The sequence below is a fragment of the Deltaproteobacteria bacterium genome (assembly GCA_016933965.1).
Taxonomy (GTDB): domain Bacteria; phylum Desulfobacterota; class Syntrophia; order Syntrophales; family UBA2210; genus JAFGTS01.
This window is the reverse complement of record JAFGTS010000034.1, coordinates 41,917-63,251: the sequence shown is the minus strand read 5'-3', so window position 1 is coordinate 63,251 and position 21,335 is coordinate 41,917. Positions and strand designations below refer to the sequence as shown.

At 55.1% G+C, this 21,335-nt stretch carries 18 protein-coding genes; 11 read left to right on the top strand and 7 right to left on the bottom strand.

Translation table 11 applies throughout. The features are described 5' to 3' along the window. Positions 1 to 4: 4 nt before the first annotated feature. The 4 genes from JXO48_08385 to JXO48_08370 are packed head-to-tail and all read left to right on the top strand — an operon-like array spanning position 5 to position 3,568. Positions 5 to 1,843, top strand: coding sequence for an ATP citrate synthase (locus JXO48_08385; protein MBN2283895.1), 1,839 nt, complete (start codon positions 5 to 7; stop codon positions 1,841 to 1,843). Positions 1,844 to 1,903: 60 nt separating this feature from the next. Next, positions 1,904 to 2,893, top strand: a complete 990-nt coding sequence (locus JXO48_08380) for an FAD-dependent oxidoreductase (protein ID MBN2283894.1) — start codon at positions 1,904 to 1,906, stop codon at positions 2,891 to 2,893. Positions 2,894 to 2,905: 12 nt separating this feature from the next. Continuing rightward, positions 2,906 to 3,331 (top strand): thioredoxin family protein, encoded by a 426-nt coding sequence (locus JXO48_08375; protein ID MBN2283893.1) that lies wholly within the window; start codon positions 2,906 to 2,908, stop codon positions 3,329 to 3,331. A gap of 18 nt (positions 3,332 to 3,349) precedes the next feature. Beyond that, the gene (locus JXO48_08370; GenBank protein ID MBN2283892.1) at positions 3,350 to 3,568 is read left to right on the top strand and encodes a thioredoxin family protein; all 219 of its coding nucleotides are present in this window, start codon (positions 3,350 to 3,352) and stop codon (positions 3,566 to 3,568) included. An 82-nt stretch (positions 3,569 to 3,650) separates the two neighbouring features. Here JXO48_08370 and ftsH read toward each other — a convergent pair whose 3' ends face one another. After that, entirely contained in the window at positions 3,651 to 5,453 is a 1,803-nt protein-coding gene (gene ftsH / locus JXO48_08365) for an ATP-dependent zinc metalloprotease FtsH (GenBank protein ID MBN2283891.1), read from the bottom strand. A gap of 397 nt (positions 5,454 to 5,850) precedes the next feature. Here ftsH and JXO48_08360 point away from each other — a divergent pair, with 397 nt between their 5' ends. From JXO48_08360 to JXO48_08335, 6 genes are all read left to right on the top strand, one after another. Next, the gene (locus JXO48_08360) at positions 5,851 to 6,483 is read left to right on the top strand and encodes a TetR/AcrR family transcriptional regulator (GenBank protein ID MBN2283890.1); all 633 of its coding nucleotides are present in this window, start codon (positions 5,851 to 5,853) and stop codon (positions 6,481 to 6,483) included. A 142-nt stretch (positions 6,484 to 6,625) separates the two neighbouring features. Beyond that, entirely contained in the window at positions 6,626 to 8,125 is a 1,500-nt protein-coding gene (locus tag JXO48_08355; GenBank protein ID MBN2283889.1) for a hypothetical protein, read from the top strand. A gap of 4 nt (positions 8,126 to 8,129) precedes the next feature. Next, positions 8,130 to 9,788: a methylmalonyl-CoA mutase gene (locus JXO48_08350; GenBank protein ID MBN2283888.1), complete on the top strand. Its 1,659-nt coding sequence runs from the start codon at positions 8,130 to 8,132 to the stop codon at positions 9,786 to 9,788. A gap of 31 nt (positions 9,789 to 9,819) precedes the next feature. After that, positions 9,820 to 10,230: a cobalamin-dependent protein gene (locus tag JXO48_08345; protein ID MBN2283887.1), complete on the top strand. Its 411-nt coding sequence runs from the start codon at positions 9,820 to 9,822 to the stop codon at positions 10,228 to 10,230. Between the two features lie 391 nt (positions 10,231 to 10,621). After that, positions 10,622 to 11,392 (top strand): enoyl-CoA hydratase/isomerase family protein, encoded by a 771-nt coding sequence (locus tag JXO48_08340; GenBank protein MBN2283886.1) that lies wholly within the window; start codon positions 10,622 to 10,624, stop codon positions 11,390 to 11,392. A 277-nt stretch (positions 11,393 to 11,669) separates the two neighbouring features. Beyond that, a complete protein-coding gene (locus JXO48_08335; protein MBN2283885.1) occupies positions 11,670 to 13,358 on the top strand; it encodes a long-chain fatty acid--CoA ligase in 1,689 nt (562 codons plus the stop codon). Positions 13,359 to 13,420: 62 nt separating this feature from the next. Here the strand turns inward: JXO48_08335 and JXO48_08330 are convergent, their stop codons facing one another. Together JXO48_08330 and JXO48_08325 are read right to left on the bottom strand one after the other, a co-directional pair. After that, on the bottom strand, positions 13,421 to 14,149 hold the full coding sequence (locus tag JXO48_08330; GenBank protein MBN2283884.1) for a SpoIIE family protein phosphatase: 729 nt from the start codon (positions 14,147 to 14,149) through the stop codon (positions 13,421 to 13,423). 24 nt (positions 14,150 to 14,173) lie between these two features. Continuing rightward, positions 14,174 to 16,189, bottom strand: coding sequence for an FAD-dependent oxidoreductase (locus tag JXO48_08325; GenBank protein ID MBN2283883.1), 2,016 nt, complete (start codon positions 16,187 to 16,189; stop codon positions 14,174 to 14,176). 217 nt (positions 16,190 to 16,406) lie between these two features. On the opposite strand from JXO48_08325, the gene JXO48_08320 reads away from it, so the two are divergent. Continuing rightward, the gene (locus JXO48_08320; GenBank protein ID MBN2283882.1) at positions 16,407 to 17,111 is read left to right on the top strand and encodes a MerR family transcriptional regulator; all 705 of its coding nucleotides are present in this window, start codon (positions 16,407 to 16,409) and stop codon (positions 17,109 to 17,111) included. Between the two features lie 82 nt (positions 17,112 to 17,193). Here the strand turns inward: JXO48_08320 and JXO48_08315 are convergent, their stop codons facing one another. The 4 genes from JXO48_08315 to JXO48_08300 all read right to left on the bottom strand — a co-directional run bounded on the left by JXO48_08315 (position 17,194) and on the right by JXO48_08300 (position 21,332). Then, on the bottom strand, positions 17,194 to 18,894 hold the full coding sequence (locus JXO48_08315; protein ID MBN2283881.1) for an FAD-dependent oxidoreductase: 1,701 nt from the start codon (positions 18,892 to 18,894) through the stop codon (positions 17,194 to 17,196). A gap of 215 nt (positions 18,895 to 19,109) precedes the next feature. Next, complete coding sequence (locus tag JXO48_08310) at positions 19,110 to 20,258, bottom strand: acyl-CoA dehydrogenase family protein (protein MBN2283880.1); 1,149 nt, start codon at positions 20,256 to 20,258, stop codon at positions 19,110 to 19,112. A gap of 13 nt (positions 20,259 to 20,271) precedes the next feature. Further along, positions 20,272 to 20,730 carry a MaoC family dehydratase N-terminal domain-containing protein gene (locus JXO48_08305; GenBank protein MBN2283879.1) on the bottom strand — a complete coding sequence of 153 codons (459 nt, stop codon included), beginning with the start codon at positions 20,728 to 20,730 and terminating at the stop codon, positions 20,272 to 20,274. Between the two features lie 128 nt (positions 20,731 to 20,858). Then, positions 20,859 to 21,332: a YiiD C-terminal domain-containing protein gene (locus JXO48_08300; GenBank protein MBN2283878.1), complete on the bottom strand. Its 474-nt coding sequence runs from the start codon at positions 21,330 to 21,332 to the stop codon at positions 20,859 to 20,861. Between the last annotated feature and the right edge of the window lie 3 nt (positions 21,333 to 21,335).

Genomic DNA, 21,335 nt, shown 5'->3' with positions numbered 1-21,335 from the left:
GCCGATGAGAAAAGGGACGGGAAGGCCCGAGTATGAGCTGTTCGATCGCGGGACACAGGCGATAGTGTATAATCTCCAGACGAACGCCGTGCAGAGAATGCTTGACTTCGATTACGTGGCGGGGAGGAGCATTCCCTCCGTCGCCGCCATCGTGAATCCCACGGGGAGGGAAGCCCTGCAAAAGTTTTTCTTCGGTGCGCGGGAGATCCTGATCCCCGTTCACATGACCCTGGAATCGGCGGCGGAGAAACACCCGAAAGCCGACGTACTCATCAGTTTCGCCTCCTTTCGTTCCGCGGCCCAGTCTGTGGAGGAGGCCCTCGCGATCGACAGAATACGGACCATCGTCATTATAGCGGAGGGTGTTCCCGAACGGACAATGAAGCTGCTGGCGGCGAAGGCGAAGAAACAGGGAAAAGTGATCATCGGGCCGGCGACGGTGGGCGGCGTCAAGGCGGGCGCCTTTAAGATCGGCAACACGGGAGGGACCATCGAGAATATTATCGAGTCCAAGCTGTACCGGCCCGGTTCCGTGGGGTTCGTCTCCAAATCGGGAGGGCTGTCGAACGAGGCGTACAATATCATTGCCCTGAACACCGACGGTCTCTACGAAGGGATTGCCATCGGCGGCGACCGTTACCCCGGTACGACCCTGCTTGACCACCTGCTTCGATATGAACGGAATCCCTCCGTGAAGATGCTGGTCTGTCTCGGCGAGGTTGGGGGGAGCGATGAACACGATATCGTCGAGGCGCTGGTAAAAAAGGACATCACGAAACCCCTGGTCATCTGGGTGACGGGAACCTGCTCGAAGGCCTTCAAGACGGAGATACAGTTCGGTCATGCCGGTGCAAAGGCCGACAGAGACGTCGAAACGGCTGATGCCAAGAACAGGGCCCTGAAAAAAGAGGGAGCCATCGTTCCCGCATCCTTCGATGATTTCGGAGTCAAGATACGCGAAACCTTTCAGGATCTCAGGAAACGGGGCGTCATATCCGCACGCGAAGAGGAGGAGGTCCCCCGCGTTCCCATCGATCTCGACAAGGTGCTGAAAGAAGGGTCTGTGAGAAAGCCGGGCCATTTCGTCAGTACCATATCGGACGATCGGGGAGAAGAGTTGCGGTACGGGAAAATGCCTATTTCCCGGGTGATCAGGAACAACATCGGCATAGGCGGCGTCGTGAGCATACTGTGGTTCAAAAAACTCCTTCCCGAGTACGCCACGAAGTTCATAGAAATGATCATCATGGTGACCGCCGATCACGGACCCGCCGTATCGGGGGCTCACAATACCATCGTTGCCACCAGGGCCGGAAAGGACCTCGTCTCGTCGCTCGCGTCGGGTCTGCTCTGTATCGGCCCCCTCTTCGGCGGTGCCATGGACGGGGCGGCGCAGCAGTTTTCCAGCGCCTACGACCGGGGGATGAGCCCCGGGGAGTTCGTTGCCTACATGCGGAAACGGGGCGTCAATATTCAGGGCATCGGCCATCGCGTCAAGTCGATACATAATCCGGACATGCGGGTGACCCTCGTTAAGCGTTACGCGCGGCGGCATTTCAAGGAGACGAAGATTCTCGATTTTGCCCTTGAGGTAGAGAAGCTCACCACGGCGAAACGGGACAATCTCATTCTCAATGTGGACGGCTGCACGGGTATCTGCCTGGCCGACCTCCTGCGGGCCGAACTGGGCAAGGAAGAGGCGGACGAGTACATCAACATGGGAGCATTGAACGGGCTGTTCGTCCTGGGACGGAGTATCGGCCTTATGGGGCATTATCTGGATCAGAAACGGCTCAAGCAGGGGTTGTACCGTCACCCCTGGGACGATATCGTTTACATGTAATAAGCTCCGGGGTTGATGGCCCCGGAACAGGTGGCAGGCACACCGGCAAGGAGTGAACAGATGGACCTTCCCGAGTTTGAACTTGACACGTCGGTGCTCGAAGACGCGGCGGTTCCCGCGGAGGACCGGACATATGACCTTCTCATCGTTGGCGGCGGGCCGGCCGCCATGTCGGCCGCCATTTACGCCGCGCGAAAGATGCTGAGCCTGGCCGTCGTGACGAAGGACTTCGGCGGGCAGATGCTGGAAACCTCCGACGTTGAGAACTGGCTGGGGTTTCAGAGTATCAGCGGGCGTGAACTGGCGGGCATGTTCGGCGAGCATGTAAAAAGCTTCGACATCTCGGTACGCATGAACACTGCCGTCCGTGAGGTACAAAAAGAGGGAGGCCTTTTTTCCGTCATTACCGCTGACGGTCGGAGCTACCGGGGTCATGCCGTTGTGGTTGCCACGGGGAAACGCCATCGTTCCCTGAACGTGCCCGGTGAAAAGGAACTGGTCGGCAAAGGAGTGGCCTATTGCGCTACCTGTGACGCGCCCCTGTTCAAGGAGAAACGCGTGGTCGTGGCCGGCGGCGGGAATTCGGCCTTTACCACGGCGGCCGATCTCCTCAAGGTGGGCGCTCAGGTCATTCTGGTCAATTTTCTGAAGGGGTGGCAGGCGGATGGATCGCTGTATGAACGGGTGTCCCGCTATCCCGGTGTCGACTTCCTCGAGAACACGGAGGTCGTCCGTATCGAAGGTGCGGACAGGGTGGAAGCGGTCGTGGTAAAGGGCCGTGATGACGGTGACGAGAAGAGGATCGACGCGGCGGGTCTCTTCGTGGAGATCGGTCTCCTGCCGAACAGCGATTCCGTGAAGGACCTCGTCAGGCTGAACGACGCGGGCGAGATCATCGTCGATTGCGCCTGCCGGACCAGCGTGAAAGGGTTGTTCGGGGCCGGTGATGTAACCACCGTGCCACACAAGCAGATCGTCATATCCGCGGGCGAGGGGGCCAAGGCGGCCCTGTCCGCCTATGAGTACCTGATGGATGAACGGCTGATCTAAGGGAGGAACACCATGGCATTGTTGAAGGACAAGGACAGGGAAAAACTGACGGAGCTTTTGAAAACCCTGCCGGAAGCGGTGACGCTGGTCATGTTCACCCAGGAGATGGAATGCCAGTACTGTGAGATGACACGGAAGCTCCTGGAGGAGGTCACGGCCCTGTCGGACAGGCTCACGCTCGAGGTGTACGATTTTGTCAAGGACAAGGATGCGGTTTCGAGCCACGGGATCGACAAGGTGCCGGCAACGATCGTGATGGGGGACCGCGATTACGGGGTCAGGTTTTACGGCGTGCCCTCCGGGTACGAGTTCACCACCCTGATACAGGATGTAATGGACGCGGGACGGCGCTCCCCGGGGTTGAGCGAAAATATCCTCTCCGGGCTGCGGGACGTTGATCGGCCGGTGCATCTGCAGGTCATCATATCACCGACCTGACCTTACTGTCCCGGTGCCGTGCGCGCCGCGCACCGCTTTGCCATGGCGAGCGATCACATCACCGCCGATATGATCGAGGGATCGGAATTCCCCCATCTGGTGGTGAGATACAACGTGGGTAGCGTTCCTCACACGGTCATCAACGAGGAGCATGGATTTACGGGAGCGCTCTCCGAGCAGGAAACGCTTCGGGAGATCCGCAAAGCGATCGGAAAGACCACTGCCGGAGACGATTAACCGCGGGCGGCCCTGTATGGTCCGGTTTCAGAGACCGCACACCCGAACCGGGCATGACACGTCGGGGTTGCGTGCACTCTCATCACGCGCTGTTGGAAGCGAGAAGCGCCCGGATCTCGCTGCTCTCTATTTTTTCCTTTTCGAGGAGCAGTTCCGCGCCTTTCACCAGGATATCCCTCTTCTCCCGCAGGATATCAAGGGCCTTTTCATACTGGCCTGAAATAATGGTCCGTACCTCCTCATCGATGGCCTCCGCCGTTGCCTCGCTGTAATCCGCCTGTTCGGCCATGCCGATGTCGATAAAACGATTGCCCCGCTTGTCGTGAGAGAGATAGACCTGGCCCAGTGTATCGCTCATCCCGTACTCCTTCACCATGCTCTTGGCGATATCCGTTGCCCGGGAAAGGTCATTGTGGGCCCCCGTTGAGATATCGCCGAACATCAGTTCTTCGGCGGCACGCCCGCCGAGGAGCGTGGCGATCTTGTTGAGGAGTTCGGACCTGCTCATGAGAAAGCGGTCCTCAGTGGGGACCTGCATGGTATATCCCAGGGCCGCGATCCCCCGGGGGATGATGGAGATCTTCTGAACAGGATCCGTCCCCGGCAGGGAAAGTGCCACCAGGGCATGACCCATCTCGTGGTGGGCCACGATCTCCCGCTCACGGCGGTTGATGAGCCGGTTCTTCTTCTCCAGGCCGGCGATGATCCGTTCGACGGATTCCTCGAACTCCGCTATTCCCACCACCGTCTTGTTCCTCCGGACGGCCAGGAGGGCCGCCTCGTTGACGAGGTTCGCCAGATCGGCGCCGACCATTCCCGGCGTCATGTTGGCGATCAGTTCTACGTCAAGGTCGGGAGCGGTTTTTATGCCGCGAAGGTGTACCCTGAGGATATCTTCCCGTCCCTTCCGGTCGGGACGGTCGACCAGGATGTGGCGGTCGAAGCGCCCCGGGCGCAGGAGAGCGGGGTCGAGTATCTCGGGACGATTCGTGGCGGCCATGAGAATGACCCCCGATTTCGGATCGAACCCGTCCATCTCCACCAGCAGCTGGTTCAGGGTCTGCTCGCGCTCGTCGTGTCCCCCCATCACGCCCATGCCTCGGGCCTTTCCGAGGGCGTCCAGTTCGTCGATAAAGATGATGCAGGGGGCTTTCCCCTTTGCCTGGACGAAGAGATCCCGCACCCGCGCTGCTCCGACGCCCACGAACATCTCGACGAACTCCGATCCGCTCATGCTGAAAAAGGGAACACCGCTTTCCCCCGCCACGGCTTTCGCCAGGAGCGTTTTCCCTGTTCCCGGAGGCCCCACGAGGAGGATGCCCTTGGGTATTTTGCCGCCGATTCCGCTGAATTTCCCCGGGTTTTTCAGAAAATCGATGACCTCTATCAACTCCTGTTTCGCCTCATCAACGCCGGCGACATCGTTAAAGGTCACGTTGAGCTCGTTTTCCATGTATATCCGGCTCTTGTTCTTTCCAAAGGACATGAATCCCGGTTGCTGACCCGCCATCCGCTTCATGAGAAAATACCAGATCGCCACGAAAAGGATGACCGGTACCACCCAGGAGAGGAGATTCGGAAGAAAGTTCGACTCTATCTCGCCCTTGAAAATGACCTGGTGCTGCTGCAGGAGGTCCGACAGTTCCGGATCGACCCTGATCGTCTTGAAGCTGTGAGCGGACCCTGCTTCGTCCTTCATCTTCCCCTGTATCCGGTTCTCCGTCACGGCGACCTCCTGAATCCGGTCCTCCTTCAGGAGTGTCAGGAACTGACTGTAGGGGATGACCTTCACGGCGAACACGGTGGAAAGATAGTTCTGCACGATCAGGACGGCCCAGATGGCGATCAGAACGTACCAGATAGAAAACTTGTGATGTTTTTCCATTATTCCTCTCCGGCACATACCCGGGCACGACGACAGGCGCTCGTACCGGCATGCCTTTACAATCACGCTATGCGCCGCGGGGCGACCATTTTATATCCCTCATACCAACGAATAGAATCATAACAGGAAGCTTTCGCGGTCTCAATGATTTATCCAACATGCGATCAATCCTTACAATATCACTATATGCATCACAAATGCGGGAGTGACCCCTTTGTCTGTAGACTTTTCGCAGAAGCCCGGGATGATCTGATTTCTCGAAACCTTTTCTCCGGGACATCACTTTTTTCTTGACAAATGAGCCTGTTTATTTAATGAATATATTCATTAAATAAAGCATATTCACAAAGGAATCGCGACCTGACATCAAGACATTAAAGATCGAAAGGACCGATATATGGGAATTGCAGAGAGAAAGGAGCGAGAGAAAAAGGAACGTCGTCAGAAAATTCTGGAAGCAGCGGAAAAACATTTCAGTAAAAAGGGGTTCAGCAGGACCACGATGGGAGATATTGCAAATGATATCGAGTTGAGCCCTTCAACCCTGTACCTTTACTTTTCAAACAAGGAAGAACTTCATGCAGCCCTCAGCCTCAAGTTTCTTGAAAATCTGATCGAAGAATTTGATGAAAGGGAAAAAAACGCAGAAAAGGACCCGGAAAAAAGAATCCTGGCAATCAAGGAGTCCCTGTACACGTTGTATGAGTATGACCCCCTGATTTTTATGAATATATTCCACTTTCAGACAAGCGAGGTTTACAAAAATATTTCGGAAGAATTGATAACGCAGATCAAAGACCTTGCAAGTCGGGCAATCCGCTTCATGTCCCAAAATTATGAAGACGGGGTTCATATGGGGGTGTTCAAAGAAATGGAACCGATCGTCTTTGCGGATATTATCTGGAGCCTCTTCTCCGGGCTGGTCATCTGGGAAGAAAGCAAAAGCGCGCTCGATCCCCGCAAACGCCATATGAAGAAAACGCTTGATAGGGCATTTGAAATAATAATGCAGGGAATAAAAAAAGCATGAAAGGGTTTCTATCGAATCCATGATGCAGCGGAAAACACTCAGCCTACGGGCATGATCCTGTCGCGAAAATTCAAACACTCACGTTCTGCCGGCGTGCATAAAAAATCCTTCATGACATTCCGCATGGTACAAAGGAGGATATATGGATACACGAAATTGGCGGAAAACAATGAGTTCCTGGACTTTTGACGATATGCGGGAACTGCAGAATCGAAAGCTGAGGAGTTTTATTAAAAAACAAGTCTACCCATTCTCACCATTTTATCGTGCCATGTTTGAAAGAGAAGGCATCGATGCCGATTCAATTCGGACTATCGATGATCTTCAAAAATTACCCTTTTCCATGAAAAGTGATATCGCCCCTTCCGATGACAATCCAGCCCGACCACGGGAATTCATTCTCCAGCCGAATGAAGAGTTGATAAAAAAGTATCTTCCCAGAACAGCTCTTGCTCACATAGCCCTTACAAAACTCATCAAGGGGGAAAAGGGGCTTAAGGAATCACTAGAATGGGAATATGCCCCGGTCTTCAATATCTTCACGACGGGCCGCACAGCTGATCCCACGCCCTTTGTGTTCACCCGGTATGATTTCGAAATATGGAATCTTCACAGCAGCAGGACCATGGATGTACTGAAACAACAGATCGATTATCAACCGGGGCAGCTCTTTATCAATGCCTTTCCGTACGCTCCCCATGGCGGATTCTGGCAGGTATACAGAATGACCTCCCTGCAGGGAATTCTCACGTTACAGAGCGGTGGTGGAAAGGTTATGGGAACGGAACGTATCCTCAATGCAATTTCAAAGGGAAGGGCTGTTGCGCTCATTGCAATTCCCGGATATCTCTACCATCTTCTCCGTATCGCAAGGGATGAGGGAAGAGATTTAGGTTCTCTCAAGCTGCTCATCACCGGCGGTGAACGAGCGCATCCTGAATATCGTGAGAAAGTATTGCAAATGGCGAGGGATTGTGGCGCAGTTGATCCCGGATTTCTTGCCGCAGGGGGATTTACCGAACAGAAGCATTACCCCATAGAATGTATCGGTGGCGTTAAAACGGGGTACCATACGTGGCCCGACCTCGATTTTTTTGAAATCATAGACACTGAAAGCGGAGAACGGCTGCCGGATGATGCCTCCGGCGAGCTGGTGTATACGGCGCTTGACGGCAGAGGGAGTATCGTTATGCGTTACCGCACCGGCGATATCGTTGACGCACCTGCCATAAGCTATGACTCCTGCCCTTATTGCGGGTTGAGGGTCCCTCGGATAAACAGTGTTATTTCCAGAAAATCGGAAATTAAAGACATGTATCTTACAAAGATGAAGGGGACTCTCGTCAATCTCAATCTCTTGTATTCCGTGATTCCGCCCCTCGCCGAGGTTAAGGAGTGGCACGCGGAACTCCGTAAAAAGAATGATGATCCCTTCGAGAACGATGAGTTGATTATTTATATCACGTCGGCGGAAGGTACCCGTGAGGAGGAAGTCTCGAAGCTGATAGAACTCAGAATGAAAGAGCAGATGGAGATCACACCGACAAAAATAATATTCGAGCCGCTGGAAAGCCTGCTTGAACGGTTGAGTATTGAAAAAGAAATGAAGGAATTACGTATTGTGGATCGGAGACCAAAATGAGGAGATGACCATGTATGCAGGGGAAGAAATTGAGAAAATAAGCAAGGAAAAAGAGAAGTGGGAAAAGGGTCCTCTGAAGCTCGTACTTGATAAGTGGGGCGAAGAGAAACGATCTTTTGAAACACTCTCGGGAAAAGAAGTAAAACGTCTGTACACGCCACTCGATATTTCGAACAAGGAGTATCTTGAAGAAATCAATTTTCCAGGCAGTTATCCCTTTACGCGTGGAGTTCTTCCGACGGGATACCGGGGAAAATTGTGGACTCGAAGACAGGTGACAGGATTTGCAACGCCCGAGGAAACCAACAAACGACTTAAGTATCTTCAAAAAGAGGGTCAGACGGGTCTTAACATCGTCTTCGACCTCCCTACACACAATCAACTTGACTCTGATAATCCCCTCTGTGAGGGAGAAGTGGGGAAGGACGGAGTACCTGTCGATACACTGAGAGACGTTGAGGTGATCTTTGACGGAATTGATATCGGATCGATCTCCACATCAATTATAACGGGCGGACCCGCCGTCATGTCCATGTTCCTTGCGCTTGCCCAAAAAAGGAACATTCCCTTCAATGTGCTTAGGGGTACCCTTCAAAACGATGCGGTATCCCTGTATTACACGGTTAATTTCAGGCGCCTCCCCCTCCAAACCCTTTATAAACTGACCGTCGATGTTGTTGAATATTGCGTCAAAGAAATGCCTCACTGGAATCCCATCAGTTTTATCGGATACCAGATACGTGAAAAAGGCTCAACGGCCGCGCAGGAAATAGCTTTTACTTTTGGAAGTGCGGTGGAATATGCAAATGCACTTATCGCACGGGGATTGAATGTGGATGATTTTGCCCCGCGATTCTCGTTTTTCTTCAATGCCCACAACGATTTTTTCGAGGAGGTCTGTAAGTATCGAGCGGCAAGACGACTCTGGGCGCGGATCATGAAAGATCGCTTTGGTGCCGAGAATCCATTAAGCTGGCTTTTGAGATACCATGTACAAACCGCGGGTTGTTCGCTTACCGCCCAACAGCCGATGAACAACATCATACGAACGACCATTCAGGCTCTCGCCGCTGTCCTGGGAGGAACGCATTCTCTCCATACCAATTCGATGGATGAAGCGTACGCTCTCCCTTCTGAAACAGCGGTTCGTGTCGCACTTCGAACGCAGCAGATAATTGCCCATGAAAGCGGGGTCACTCATACTGTTGATCCTTTGGGCGGTTCGTACTTTATCGAAAAGCTGACGGATGATCTGGAAGAGGAAGCCCGATCCATCATCGAAAAGATCGATGATCAAGGTGGAATGCTTCAGGCCGTATCGGAAGGGTGGGTCCAAAAACAGATCCAGGATGCCTCTTATGCATACAAAAAAGATATTGAGGAGAAAAAGAGGTTGATTGTAGGGGTTAACTGTTTTGAGGTTGAAAAGGATGAGCTTCCCATCGAAATACTCAAGATCGATCCTTCCTATGAGGAACTCCAGAAAAAGAATCTCGTCAAAGTGCGCGAACAGAGAGACGAGAAAATGGTGAAAGATTCATTGGACAGGTTGCACGAGGCGGCGGCAACGGGAGAAAATGTGTTCCCTTATTTCATTGACGCATCGCATACCTATGCCAGCATTGAGGAAATGATGAAGGCATGCACGGGAATAAAAGGATAAGTTGCAGAATTCCTATGTGAGAGGTCAGAACATGAGTAAGAACGATCCACGCGTGAGAGTACTTCTTGCAAAACCGGGACTTGATGGTCATGATCGCGGTGTCTATGTGGTCGCACAGGCATTGCGGGATTCAGGGATCGAGGTTGTTTTTCTTGGGCTTCAGGTAACTCCTGATCAGGTTGCGCAGGCAGCAGAACAGGAAAGCGTCGATGTGATCGGCCTCTCGATCTTCTCAGGCGGCCATATGACCTTGGTCCCCCGGATCATAGAGAGCCTGAAGGAAAAAGGGCTACAGAACATTCCCATTATTGTCGGCGGGATCATCCCGCCGGAAGACGCGGAAAAGCTTAAAAGAAACGGCGTATGTGAGATTTTTCCGCCGGGGTGTTCCATGGCAGAGGTCGTTGCGTGCGTCCGTATGCTGACAAATACAAATATGTAGATCACACTAAAAACTCTCATGTGAAATGACCCGGTTTTTCACTCGGATCATTGAACCCCAGATCTCTTGAATCCCGAAAAAGACAGTAACTTCTTCGGAGATGAGCCCCAAAATAATATTTTTTGAAACATGAGACAAATGTCCGCACACCTGCCGGGTCACCGGGGCTGTGAAAAACACTCTTTTCTGAAGGAATCATTTGTATCCGCAGCGTGAATGTGTTACCTATAGTGGCCATAAGAGGGAACATCTGAAGAACTCCCCGATCCGGTGTCCTGCCGGAACATAGACATGACAACCTGGTCTCGTATTCCCCCGAGGGGAATGCTGTGCTCTTTCAAAGAGGATGAATGAGCGGGTGAGTACTGCAGGAGAAGAAAAGGAGGGATTCATGTCCGAAGAAAGAATACTGGTGAGCGTGGATGAGACAATTGCGACGATCGTCATGAACCGGCCGGAAATGATGAATGCCCTTGATCTTGACATGATCGACGATTTCCAGAAGGCCCTCGACGCCCTCGCGCCGAACGAGGAGGTCCATGTAGTCGTCATTGAGGGCGCAGGCGGGAACTTCTGTACCGGGGCTTCCATGGCGCGGTTCACGGAAGGCCTTTCCGCTCCTTTCTGGCAGATGGCCATGAAGAAGCTGCACCGTGTTATTCTGACCATGAGAGAGATACCTCAACCGGTCATAACAAAGGTGCGGGGAATGGCGGTGGGTGGCGGTATCAATATCGCCCTTGCCGGCGATTTCGTTCTGGCAGGGGAAAGTGCCCGATTCCGGGAAGTTTTTGTCAACCATGGGCTCGTTCTGGACAGCGGAGGGACCTACTTTCTCCCACGCCTGGTCGGTATGGTGAAGGCACGGGAATTGGCCCTCCTGGGGGAGATGTTAGACGGGCGGACTGCCGCCGAGTGCGGCCTCATATACCGTGCCTGCCCTGATAATGAGCTTGATGAGGCGGTACATGCCCTCGCCCGGCGTCTCGCGAAGAAACCTCCCGGCGCCGTGGCCCTCATCAAGAGCAGCCTGGAAAAGAGTTTTGACATGACCCTGCCGGAGGTGCTTGAATGGGAAGCGGCCCAGCAGGCGATCATGGTCCAGACCGATGCCGTCAAGGAGGCGGGAGAACGGTTTTTCAAATCTAAAATGAAATCATAGGGTGGTTTGATCATCAATAGCTAGAGCGTCCTGCGCGATGATGGTGTTATTGCGAAGATCCTCCCGATGTTCGCGTTCTGAATATGTTCTGTCGTGTGATCCGCCGGTGCCGTGCGGGAATGCACCGCACCGGCCGGTAAATAGAGATGGTAAAGCCGGTGCTGATGTAAGCTCGGGAATTTCCCCGAAGAAAACATCACGACGGCATGAGCGTGAAAGAATGGCATGAACTATAACGGCAGCGCCACGGCGCGCCGGGTTGAAAAGGAGGGTTTCCATGAGCTTTGAACGGTTCTGGCACAAGTCCTATGTTCCGGGGGTGAAGCCGTCTCTGGACTATCAAAAGATCAGTATTTCCCAAGCGCTGGAGAATTCGGCGAAGCGATTTCCCGCGGTGACCGCCCTGAATTACATGGGCAGGAGGATAACCTACCGGGAGCTCAACGGCCTGGTCAACAGGTTTGCCCGGGTCCTTCTGGACCTGGGGGTCAAGAAGGGAGACAAGGTGGCGGTGATCATGCCCAACCTTCCCCAGACGATCATCGCGAACCTGGCGATCTTCCGCATCGGCGCCGTCGCGGTTCAGAACAATCCCCTCTATACGGAACGGGAACTCCAGTATCAGCTTGACGACTCGGATTCTGTTCTTGCCATAACGCTGACACTCCTGGTCCCCCGCATTCTCAAGATCATGCCGGGGACGAAGGTGCGAAAGGTCATCGGCTGCCATATCAACAGTTACCTCCCCTTCCCGAAGAAACAGCTGTTTCCCTTCGTCAAGAAGGAGATGTACAAAAAGATCGAGACAACCGATCAGGTCATGGTGTTCAAGGACCTGATCGACCGGTACCCGGACGATCCCGTCGCGGACGCGACGGAATGGGAGGAACTTGCCGCCATCGTGTATACGGGGGGAACGACGGGCGTCAGCAAGGGTGTGATGCTCAGCCACAAGAATCTCAGTTGTAATGTCCAGCAGTTCATTGCCTGGTTCCCGGACCTCAATCCCGGTGAAGAACGCCTGGTGGGAACGTTTCCCGTGTTCCATACAGCGGGATTTACGGCGGTCCAGAACTTCTTTGTCTGGCAGGCCTACGAGCATCTCATGATCCCGCGTCCGGACCCGAAAGGGATCATAGACCTCATTAAAAAATACAAGCCGACCTTTATCCCGGGGGCGCCTACTATTTTCGTGGGATTGCTCGCCGAGCCCGAGTTCAGGAAGATGGACCTCGGTTTCATCAAGGGGTTCTTTTCCGGGGCGGCACCCCTGGCGGCCGACACGATCAAGGACCTGAAGGACCTCACCGGTGCGACCATGTGCGAGGTTTACGGGCAGACGGAGACAAGCCCCATCGCGACGGTAACCCCCTGGAAGGGGGTGATAAAACCGGGGACCGTGGGAATTCCCGTTCCCGACACCGACATCAGGATCCTCGATCTCGAGACCGGAGAAAAGGAACTTCCCCTCGGTGAAACGGGGGAGGTCTGTATCAAGGGTCCCCAGATCATGATGGGCTATTACAAGAAACCGGAGGAAACGAACAAGGTTTTAAAGGATGGATGGCTTCACACGGGCGACGTGGGATTTTTTGACGAGGACGGCTACCTCAGCATCGTGGATCGCATAAAGGACATGATCATTGCGGGAGGATACAATATCTATCCTGTCGAAATAGACAACATCCTCTTCGACCACCCGAAGATACTGGAAGCCTGTTCTTTCGGCGTGGCGGACTCTTACCGGGGGGAAACGGTAAAGGCCTTCATTGTCGTGAAAGAGGGGGAATCACTGACCGCGGAAGAGGTCATGCAGTACTGCAAGGAAAAGCTCGCCCCTTACAAGGTGCCCCGGGAGGTCATTTTCGTGAAGGAGCTTCCCAAGAGTAACGTGGGCAAGATCCTGCGTCGCGAGGTGAAGGAGCAATACAAGGCGATGGCCGGCTCGGACACGGGACACGCCTGATCGCCGGCAACTCCGCCATGTACCCCTCTGGTGCCGTTTTTCCCGAGGATGGAACGGAGTTCTCAGTAGCGCAGCAATTTTTTTCTTCTGGCGGGATGGGACACGCCGGACCTGACCGATCGAGGATCCGCGACGATTATCGACAGATCGTCAAGATCGACCTCGACGGTCCCAGAGCGGGCGATAATGCTGTCCGAAAGATACCGCGGCCCGCCGCCGTTGAGCCCGTGCAGCAGGAAACGATCAACGGGAAGTTTGTGACAGCGTGCCAGGTCCGTCAGGCCGTCCGTTGCCAGCAATACCAGGTCACTCCCGGTAACGGTCAGGACCTCGGTCTGGAACAGCCGGGGGGCCCGTCCCACCATGAAATGGTTCGATCTGCTGATCTGTGTCACGCGCCGGTCCGTTCCGGAGATGAGGTATACGAGGCTATCGCCCGTATGGAGCAGCACGGCGCGGTTGTCCCCGCCGATTATGAGGGCCGAGAACGTGGTGTTCTCGTGGTAGCTGGTAGCCAGGAGAAGATCGTTCGTTTCGGCGACGATGGACTCGAAATGCGTATCCAGGGACCGCCCGTCCGGGTCGAACGATGTCGACGCTCCCGCCAGGGCATGAAACCGTTCGAGAAAACAGGCAGATGCCGACGGGTTGCGTTCCGGTCCGTCGGCGACGGCAAGGATGCCGAGATCGAGATCGATCAGGACGGCATCGCCCGGCGCGCTGTGCGTGGACACCTTGTTGCCCGGGAGTATCGCCGCAAAGAGCAGGTCCTGGTACTCGAATGATTTCATCGGTAAGCCCTTTCCTTCAAGTCCTTACAGAGAGAGTGCGGCCTCAAATCCCTCGCGGATAGCGTCGGTTATTTTCCGGGGTTGCCGGGCGTCACCGATGGAGATCGTCGCGAGTCCCTTTTCCTTGCACAGATCGGTGAGCCTGTCAAGAGACCGGGAACCCACGGCGATCACAACCGTGTCGGCGGGGATCTTCAGAAGTTCCCCCCTGGATTCGGCGATCACCTCGTCGTCCCCTATTTCGATCAGCCGCGTTTCCGTTTTCATGGTGATTCCCATGAGCTTAAGGCTCTTCAAGAGGGACCAGCGAGCGGTACGACCCACGTTATCGGCCATCCGATCGACCATGTCGATGACGGTTATGGTTCTTCCCGTGTCACGGAGAAGGGCGCGGGCGAGATCACCTTCTTCCGCTTCATGGTACATCAGGTGAGTGAACACGGCGGCGTTCACCGTCCCCATGGCGGCTATGAAATACGCCGTTTCACAGCCGGTGGCGCTGCCGCCCACGACCACCACGTTCCGTCCGATGCGGTGGACCTTTTCACTTAACACATCCCAGGCGCCGACCACATGCGGTTTGTCGATCCCGGGAACGGATATCTCAATGGGTTCGGCTCCCGTGGCAACAGCGACGAGATCGTAGGGTCTCCCGCCGTTTTGAAGCATTTCGGGGGTCACCTCCGTGTGTGTGCGCACCGTTACGCCGGCCCGTTCCATTCGTCGCTTCATGCCGCCGATCATGTTCCCGAATTCCGCCTTCCCCGGAGGCGTCATGGCCAGATTGATCTGCCCTCCCAGTTCGGGTTCCTTTTCGCAGAGGGTGACCGAATGTCCTCGCCGGGCCGCGGTCAGGGCGAACTCCATACCGGCAGGGCCGCCGCCGGCGACAAGAATGTTCCTGCTGTGCCGGGCGGGGGTCTCGATCAGTTCATTTTCCCGGCCTGCCCGCGGATTCAGGACGCAGGACACGGAAAAGCCCGAGAACAGGGCGTCGAAGCAGCCCTGATTACAGGCGATGCACGACACGATCTCATCACGGCGGCCGTCCCGGGCCTTTACGGGGAGCTCCGGATCGGCTATGAGCGGCCGACCCATGCAGATCATGTCACAGGAATCGCTTCTCAGGGCGCGCTCGGCCACCGCCGGGTCTCCCAGCCGGTTTGACGCGAAAACGGGAATCGTCACCTTTTCCTTTACTCCCCGGGCAAGATAGACGTATGCGCCGGGGGGGACGTTCGTCGTCAACTGGGGAATATTCGTCTCGTGCCACCCGCCGGTAACATTGATCGCGTCTATGCCGGCCTTCTCGGCCTCGGCGGCGAAAAGCGCCTGCTCGGCATTTGTATGTCCTCCCTTGATAAAATCGTTGCCGGCGATCCTGATTCCCAGCGGAAAGTTCTTTCCCACGGCTGCCCTGACACTCGATACGACCTCGAGCCCGAAACGCATCCTGTTTTCGAAGGGGCCGCCGTACTCGTCGGAACGCCTGTTGGTCACGGGAGAGAGGAACTGGCTGATCAGATACCCCGTGCAGGCGATTATCTCGATAAAATCAAAGCCCGCCTCTTTGGCACGCAGGGCCGCTTTCACGAATGACGTCTGTGTTTCTTCGATATCGTCCCGTGACATCTCGCGGGGCATTTCACCGGTCAGTTGGCTGGGCACGGCGGACGGCGCCACCGGTGTCCTGCCGGTGAACAGGGAAGAGGCGTTGCGTCCCATGTGGAACAGCTGTGTCGCGACCTTCGTCTCTGTATCCTGGTGAATTTCCTCGATGAACCGCTTCAGGGACTCCATGTTTCTCCCGTCGAACAGTCCCGGCATGAAGGGGGCGGCGCCGACCTCATCAATGGCGATGGGTCCCACGATCATCAATCCCACGCCTCCCCGCGCACGCTCGCGGTAGAAGGCCGCGAACCGGTCGTTAAACGTATAATCGTCGGTATAGGCAAGACCCATGGCGGGCATGACGATCCTGTTCGGTATTATGAGTCCCTGTATCGTAATGGGCTCAAAAAGCCGCTTGTACTCCATCATCCGCTCCTCTCTGCTTCCATACGTTCCATGCGGTTGGTAATGGTAACGTCAAAGTTGTAATTTTAGACTTGCTTATCTTAAAGCATTACTTTATACTTTACTATATGGAAAGCGACGCCCCTGTCAAGGGATATTTCGGTTGATGAAGGTCTTTGACAGGGCGAAGAGAATAGTTTATAGGTGTTCAGGTGGAACACGAGAGGAGCTTGAGGGTTATATGGCGTTGAAAATCGGTGAGATAGCAAAGCGCAGCGGGGTACAACCGTCGACGATCCGGTACTATGTGCGGCAGGGGTTATTGCCGGAGCCGGAAAAGGTGAACAAGAGCATGGCATACTATGATGAGAGTTGCGTGGAAAAGATCCAGGCGATTCGACATCTGCAGGAACGGCGGTTTTTCCCGTTGTCGATCATCAAGAATATCGTGCGGCGTCTTGACGAGGGGATGAGCCTGGAGGAGGCGGAAGCGATCGAGGACGTGGTGTTCGGGACGGCGAACAACCTTATTGACCGCAATGAATTTCTGGAGCGGACGGGATTGACGCTGGCACAATATCGGGATGCGGAGCGTGTCGGTCTGCTGATGCCCTGTGTGAAGGAGAAGGGCCGTGTTCTGTTCAATGAGGAGGACGTCCGCTTCGGTCGGGACCTGCTGAAGAAGATCCTGGAGTTGGGATTGGAGTTCAAGGACCTTGATTTTTACGTTCGGCTGGGCAAGGAGATCATGGAACACGAGGCGGCCTTGCGCCGGCGGATCGTGAAGGGAAAATCCCGGGATGAGAACATGCGATTTACTCTGGAAGTAGCGAAACGGGTCGATACGATGCACAGTTACATCATGCGGCGGTTGTTCCAGCGTAATATCCAGTCAATCATCCAGCGAAGCGTGAACGGAAAAAAAGAGGAAGAGGAGGAGGAGTAGGAGTAGTAGTAGAACATATCACCGTTCCTCTGATGAAACGCAAAGGGCTGCCTCACGGCAGCCCTTTGCTTCTTTGTTGCGTTTATTTTTCCCGCGTAAAGGGCCAGGCCATGATCCCCCCTTCCATGACCTTCACGTTCTTCCACCCGTTCGCTTCAAGCACCAGGGCGGCCTCATATCCCCTGAGGGATATCTTGCAGTAGCAGATGATCTCCCGTTTCTTGTCCGGGGGCATTTCTTTCAGCCGCTTTCGAAGCGCGCCCAGGGGGATGAGCGTTTCGCCGATACCGAGCCGCATTTCTTCGAACTCGTCGGGACCCCGCACATCAAGCAGATAGGGTTTCTCGCCCCCTTCGACTTTCTTTTTGACCTCCACGGTTGATATCCCTTTGAACCGCCCCTTCATCTTGTTCTGCATGATATGGGCCGTTGCTATGAAGTGGTCGATGGCGAGCGAGAAGGGGGGCGCGTAAGGGAGATCCGCGTTGATGAGGTCTTCCACGGTCAGATTGCCCTGGATGGCCATTGCCCACTGAGCGATCTGTTTGCTCACGTTACCGGGACCCACGCACTGGGCGCCCAGGATGCGGCCGGTCTTCCTGTCGGCCACCATTTTCGTGACGATCAGGAGGCCTTCCATGAACCCCGGCTTGTCAGGGCTGGCGTTAATGACAGTGATGATATCCTCGTATCCGAGCCGTGTGGCCACGGTTTCCGAAAGTCCCGTCGAACCCGCCGCATAATCGAAGACCTTGCAGATACCCGTCTGGATGGTGCCCGGAAAGGTGACGCAATTCCCCGCCGCGGCGTTTTCCCCGGCGACACGGCCCTGGAGATTGGCCAGGTCTCCGTAAGGTGCCAGCACCTTGGCCCCGGTGATGCGGTTGACGGTTTCGATACAGTCGCCGACGGCATAAATGTCGGGGTCGGAGGTCTGCATGTATTCGTTGACCTCGACCCCTCCCCGTTCGCCTATTTTCAAACCCGATGCCTGGGCTAGGGCGGTGTTCGGATTGACCCCGATGGCAACGACGGCCAACTCGCAGGGAAGCTCCGTGCCGTTCTGAAGTTTGACTCCCGTCAGTGTGCCGTTCTCACCGAGAAATTCCGCGATGCCGTTGCCGGTGATGACGTTGGCGGCCTTCTCCCTCACGTGGTTCTCGACCAGTTTTGCCAGTTCCCAATCGAGGAAGGTCAGCAGTTGCGGCAGCAGTTCGATCACGGTGATCTCGATGCCGGCGAGCTGAAGCGCCTCGCAGGTTTCGATACCGATCAGGCCGCCGCCGATGACCACGGCCTTCTTGATCGTTTTATTATCCCGTATCTTTCTCAGCAGATCAGCGTCCCTCATCGAGTGAAGGGTGGTAATACCCCTCAGTCCCACACCGGGTACCGGGGGCATCCGGGGTGTGGATCCGACGGCAAAGATAAGCTTGTCGTACTCCATGGTATCCGTAGCACCGGTCAGGATGTTCCGGTAGGTTATCCGGTGATTCTCCCGGTCGACCTCTGTCACTTCAGAGTTGACCCGCGCGTCGATGTTCTTCGCGTTGAGGTAGAATTGCGGGTCCCGTGTGACGCCTGTGGGTGTGCAGAGCAGCATGTTGCGGTCGTCGAAATAGCCACCCACGTAATAGGGGTATCCGCAGGATGCCATGGAAAGGTCCGGGTCCTTCTGCAGAATGATGACATCTGCGTCGTTGTCCAACCGCCGTGCCTTGGCGGCGGCCTTCGGCCCCGCCGCCGATCCCCCGATGACAATGATCTTTTTCTTTTTCGCCATGATCCCGTCTCCTTCTGTCTTCATCATTCTTGTGTATTGGTGGGGAAATGAACAGGAGAATCCTGTAACGTGCCGGTTGAGATTTAACAGAGTGATTATACGGTGAATTGGGGATGTAATGCAAGATGGCGAATTGTTTTCTTAAGAAGCGATTTTGAAGGGCAGCGCGCCGCGCGGAGGCGTTCAGGCACGCTGCCATAGAGTCAAGAAGTTGATTATCCGAGATTTTTCATCAGTTCCCTGACGATGATGAGTTTCTGGATCTGCGTGGTGCCGGCACCGAACTCGATCCCCTTGATGTCACGATACATGCGTTCAATGGGAAATTCGCTGATGAAGCCGTAACCGCCGAGGATCTGGATCGCCCGGTCAACGACCCGCAGGCCGGCCTGCGAACAGAAGAGCTTTGCGTAGGACGCCTCGAGCCGTACGCGCTTCCCGCGGTCCGCTTCCGCCGCCGCCCAGTACCCCACGAGACGTCCCGCATTGATGTCCGTTGCCATGTCGGCGACCATCTCCTGGATCATCTGAAAGCTGATAATGGGTGCGCCGAACTGGACGCGCTCACAGGCATATTTGAATGCCACATCGAAGGCACCCTGAGCCACCCCGATGGGACAGATGGCATAGGTGATCCGTTCCCGGTCAAGACCGCTCATCAGCACCCGGATACCTTCGTTCTCTTTTCCCAGGAGGTTTTCAGCAGGAACCCGGCAGTCCTCAAAGATCAGTTCGCCCGTCGGGGACCCCTTTACCCCCATTTTCTTGAGTGATTTGCCCCGGGAGAAGCCGGGGAAATCTTTTTCAACGATGAACGTGCTGATGCCGTGAGGGCCGGCTTCGGGGTTCGTCTTTGCGTAGACGACCATGACATCAGCCACCGGTCCGTTCGTGATGAACATCTTCGTTCCGTTCAGGTAATAGGCGTCACCCCGCTTCTCGGCCCGGGTCGTCAAGGATGTCGCGTCGGAGCCGGCTCCCGGTTCCGTAATGGCGATGGCGCCGATCTTTTTCCCCGCTATCAGGTCCGGGAGATACCGCTTTCTCTGTTCATCGGTGCCGTTCCGGTAAATGTTTTCGGTACATAGAATTGCATGAGCACCGAAGGTGTTGGCCGTTGCGGCGCATCCCCTTCCAAGTTCCTCCATCACCACCACGCAGGAAAGCAGGTCCGCCCCGCTCCCCCCGTATTCCTGGGGTATCGTTATGCCGAAAAGCCCCATCTCCGCCATGGTCCTGAAACTTTCTTCGGGGAAGGCCCCGTCGTTGTCGATGGTCGGTGCCAGGGGAATGACCCGGTCATCAACGAAGCGGGCGACCGCCTCTTTGAGCATCTGTTGTTCTTTCGTCAGTTCAAAGTCCATAGAGAGCCCCTTTTCAATCGTTGTCCCGCCTGCCGACAAGAATGCGCGGTGAGAAAACGACACAGTTCTCGTCGCGCTGATTTTTTATGGCTGCCTCGTAGCCGATAACGCCCGTCTTTTCATCCCGTTCCTTGAGGATGGCGACCTTCGCTTCACACCGGATCGTATCGCCGATCTTTATGGGACCGGTGAAACGGATCTTGTCCATTCCGTAGAAGGCGATGAATTTCTTCGGTGTAAATACATAGGGACCGAGGCGGAATATGAGAGCCGACCCGATGGTCAGACCCAGCATGCCGTGGGCGATCCGCTCACCGAAAATTGTTTTTTTGGCGTACTCCACGTTCGTGTGAATGGGGTGCCAGTCACCGGTGAGGGCGGCGAACATGACAATGTCGGCTTCCGTGATGGTCCGGCCCGGGCTGACCAGCACTTCGTCGAGTTGATAATCCTCAAAACATATTTTTTCCATGGTTCCCTCCTTTTCGGAATTACCCCCCTGAACGGCAGGGATTGCAGATTGCGGTCCCCGCCGCTCATTCGTACACTGCGGCCATTGTTTTCCCTGTGACGCGGGAAGGAAACCCCGCCGCCGTCGGTCTACCTGAATGGGTTTCCCATCTCCTTGGGTATCTGCCTGATCTGCCAGGTCCCGTCGACGAGGGCCACGACCGTACCGCCGGCATCCTTGATCTCCAGGTTCAGGACAAAGTCGCTTTTGCCCTGCTCATCGCAGACCTTCTGAATACGTTCGGCTTCCTCCCGGTTGAGTGACACCTCGATGGTCGCATCCGTAAGGACCGGGCGGCGGAACCTGATGGTCACCTCTTTTACGATGGGGTAGTACTTGTTCACATCGAAGGCGGCTCCGTATATGATGCCTCCGCAGAACTCACCCAGGGTGAAGAGCGTCCCCGCATACATCATGCCCACATGGTTGATGTTTCCCTCCAGCGGCATGAGCATCTTGGCATACCCTTCCTGCATGTCGGTGACCCGGATCCCTGTCCGTTTGATCGCTTCGATACTGGTTACGGCGATCTCGGCGATTTCCTTGAACCGTTCTTCAATCATGTA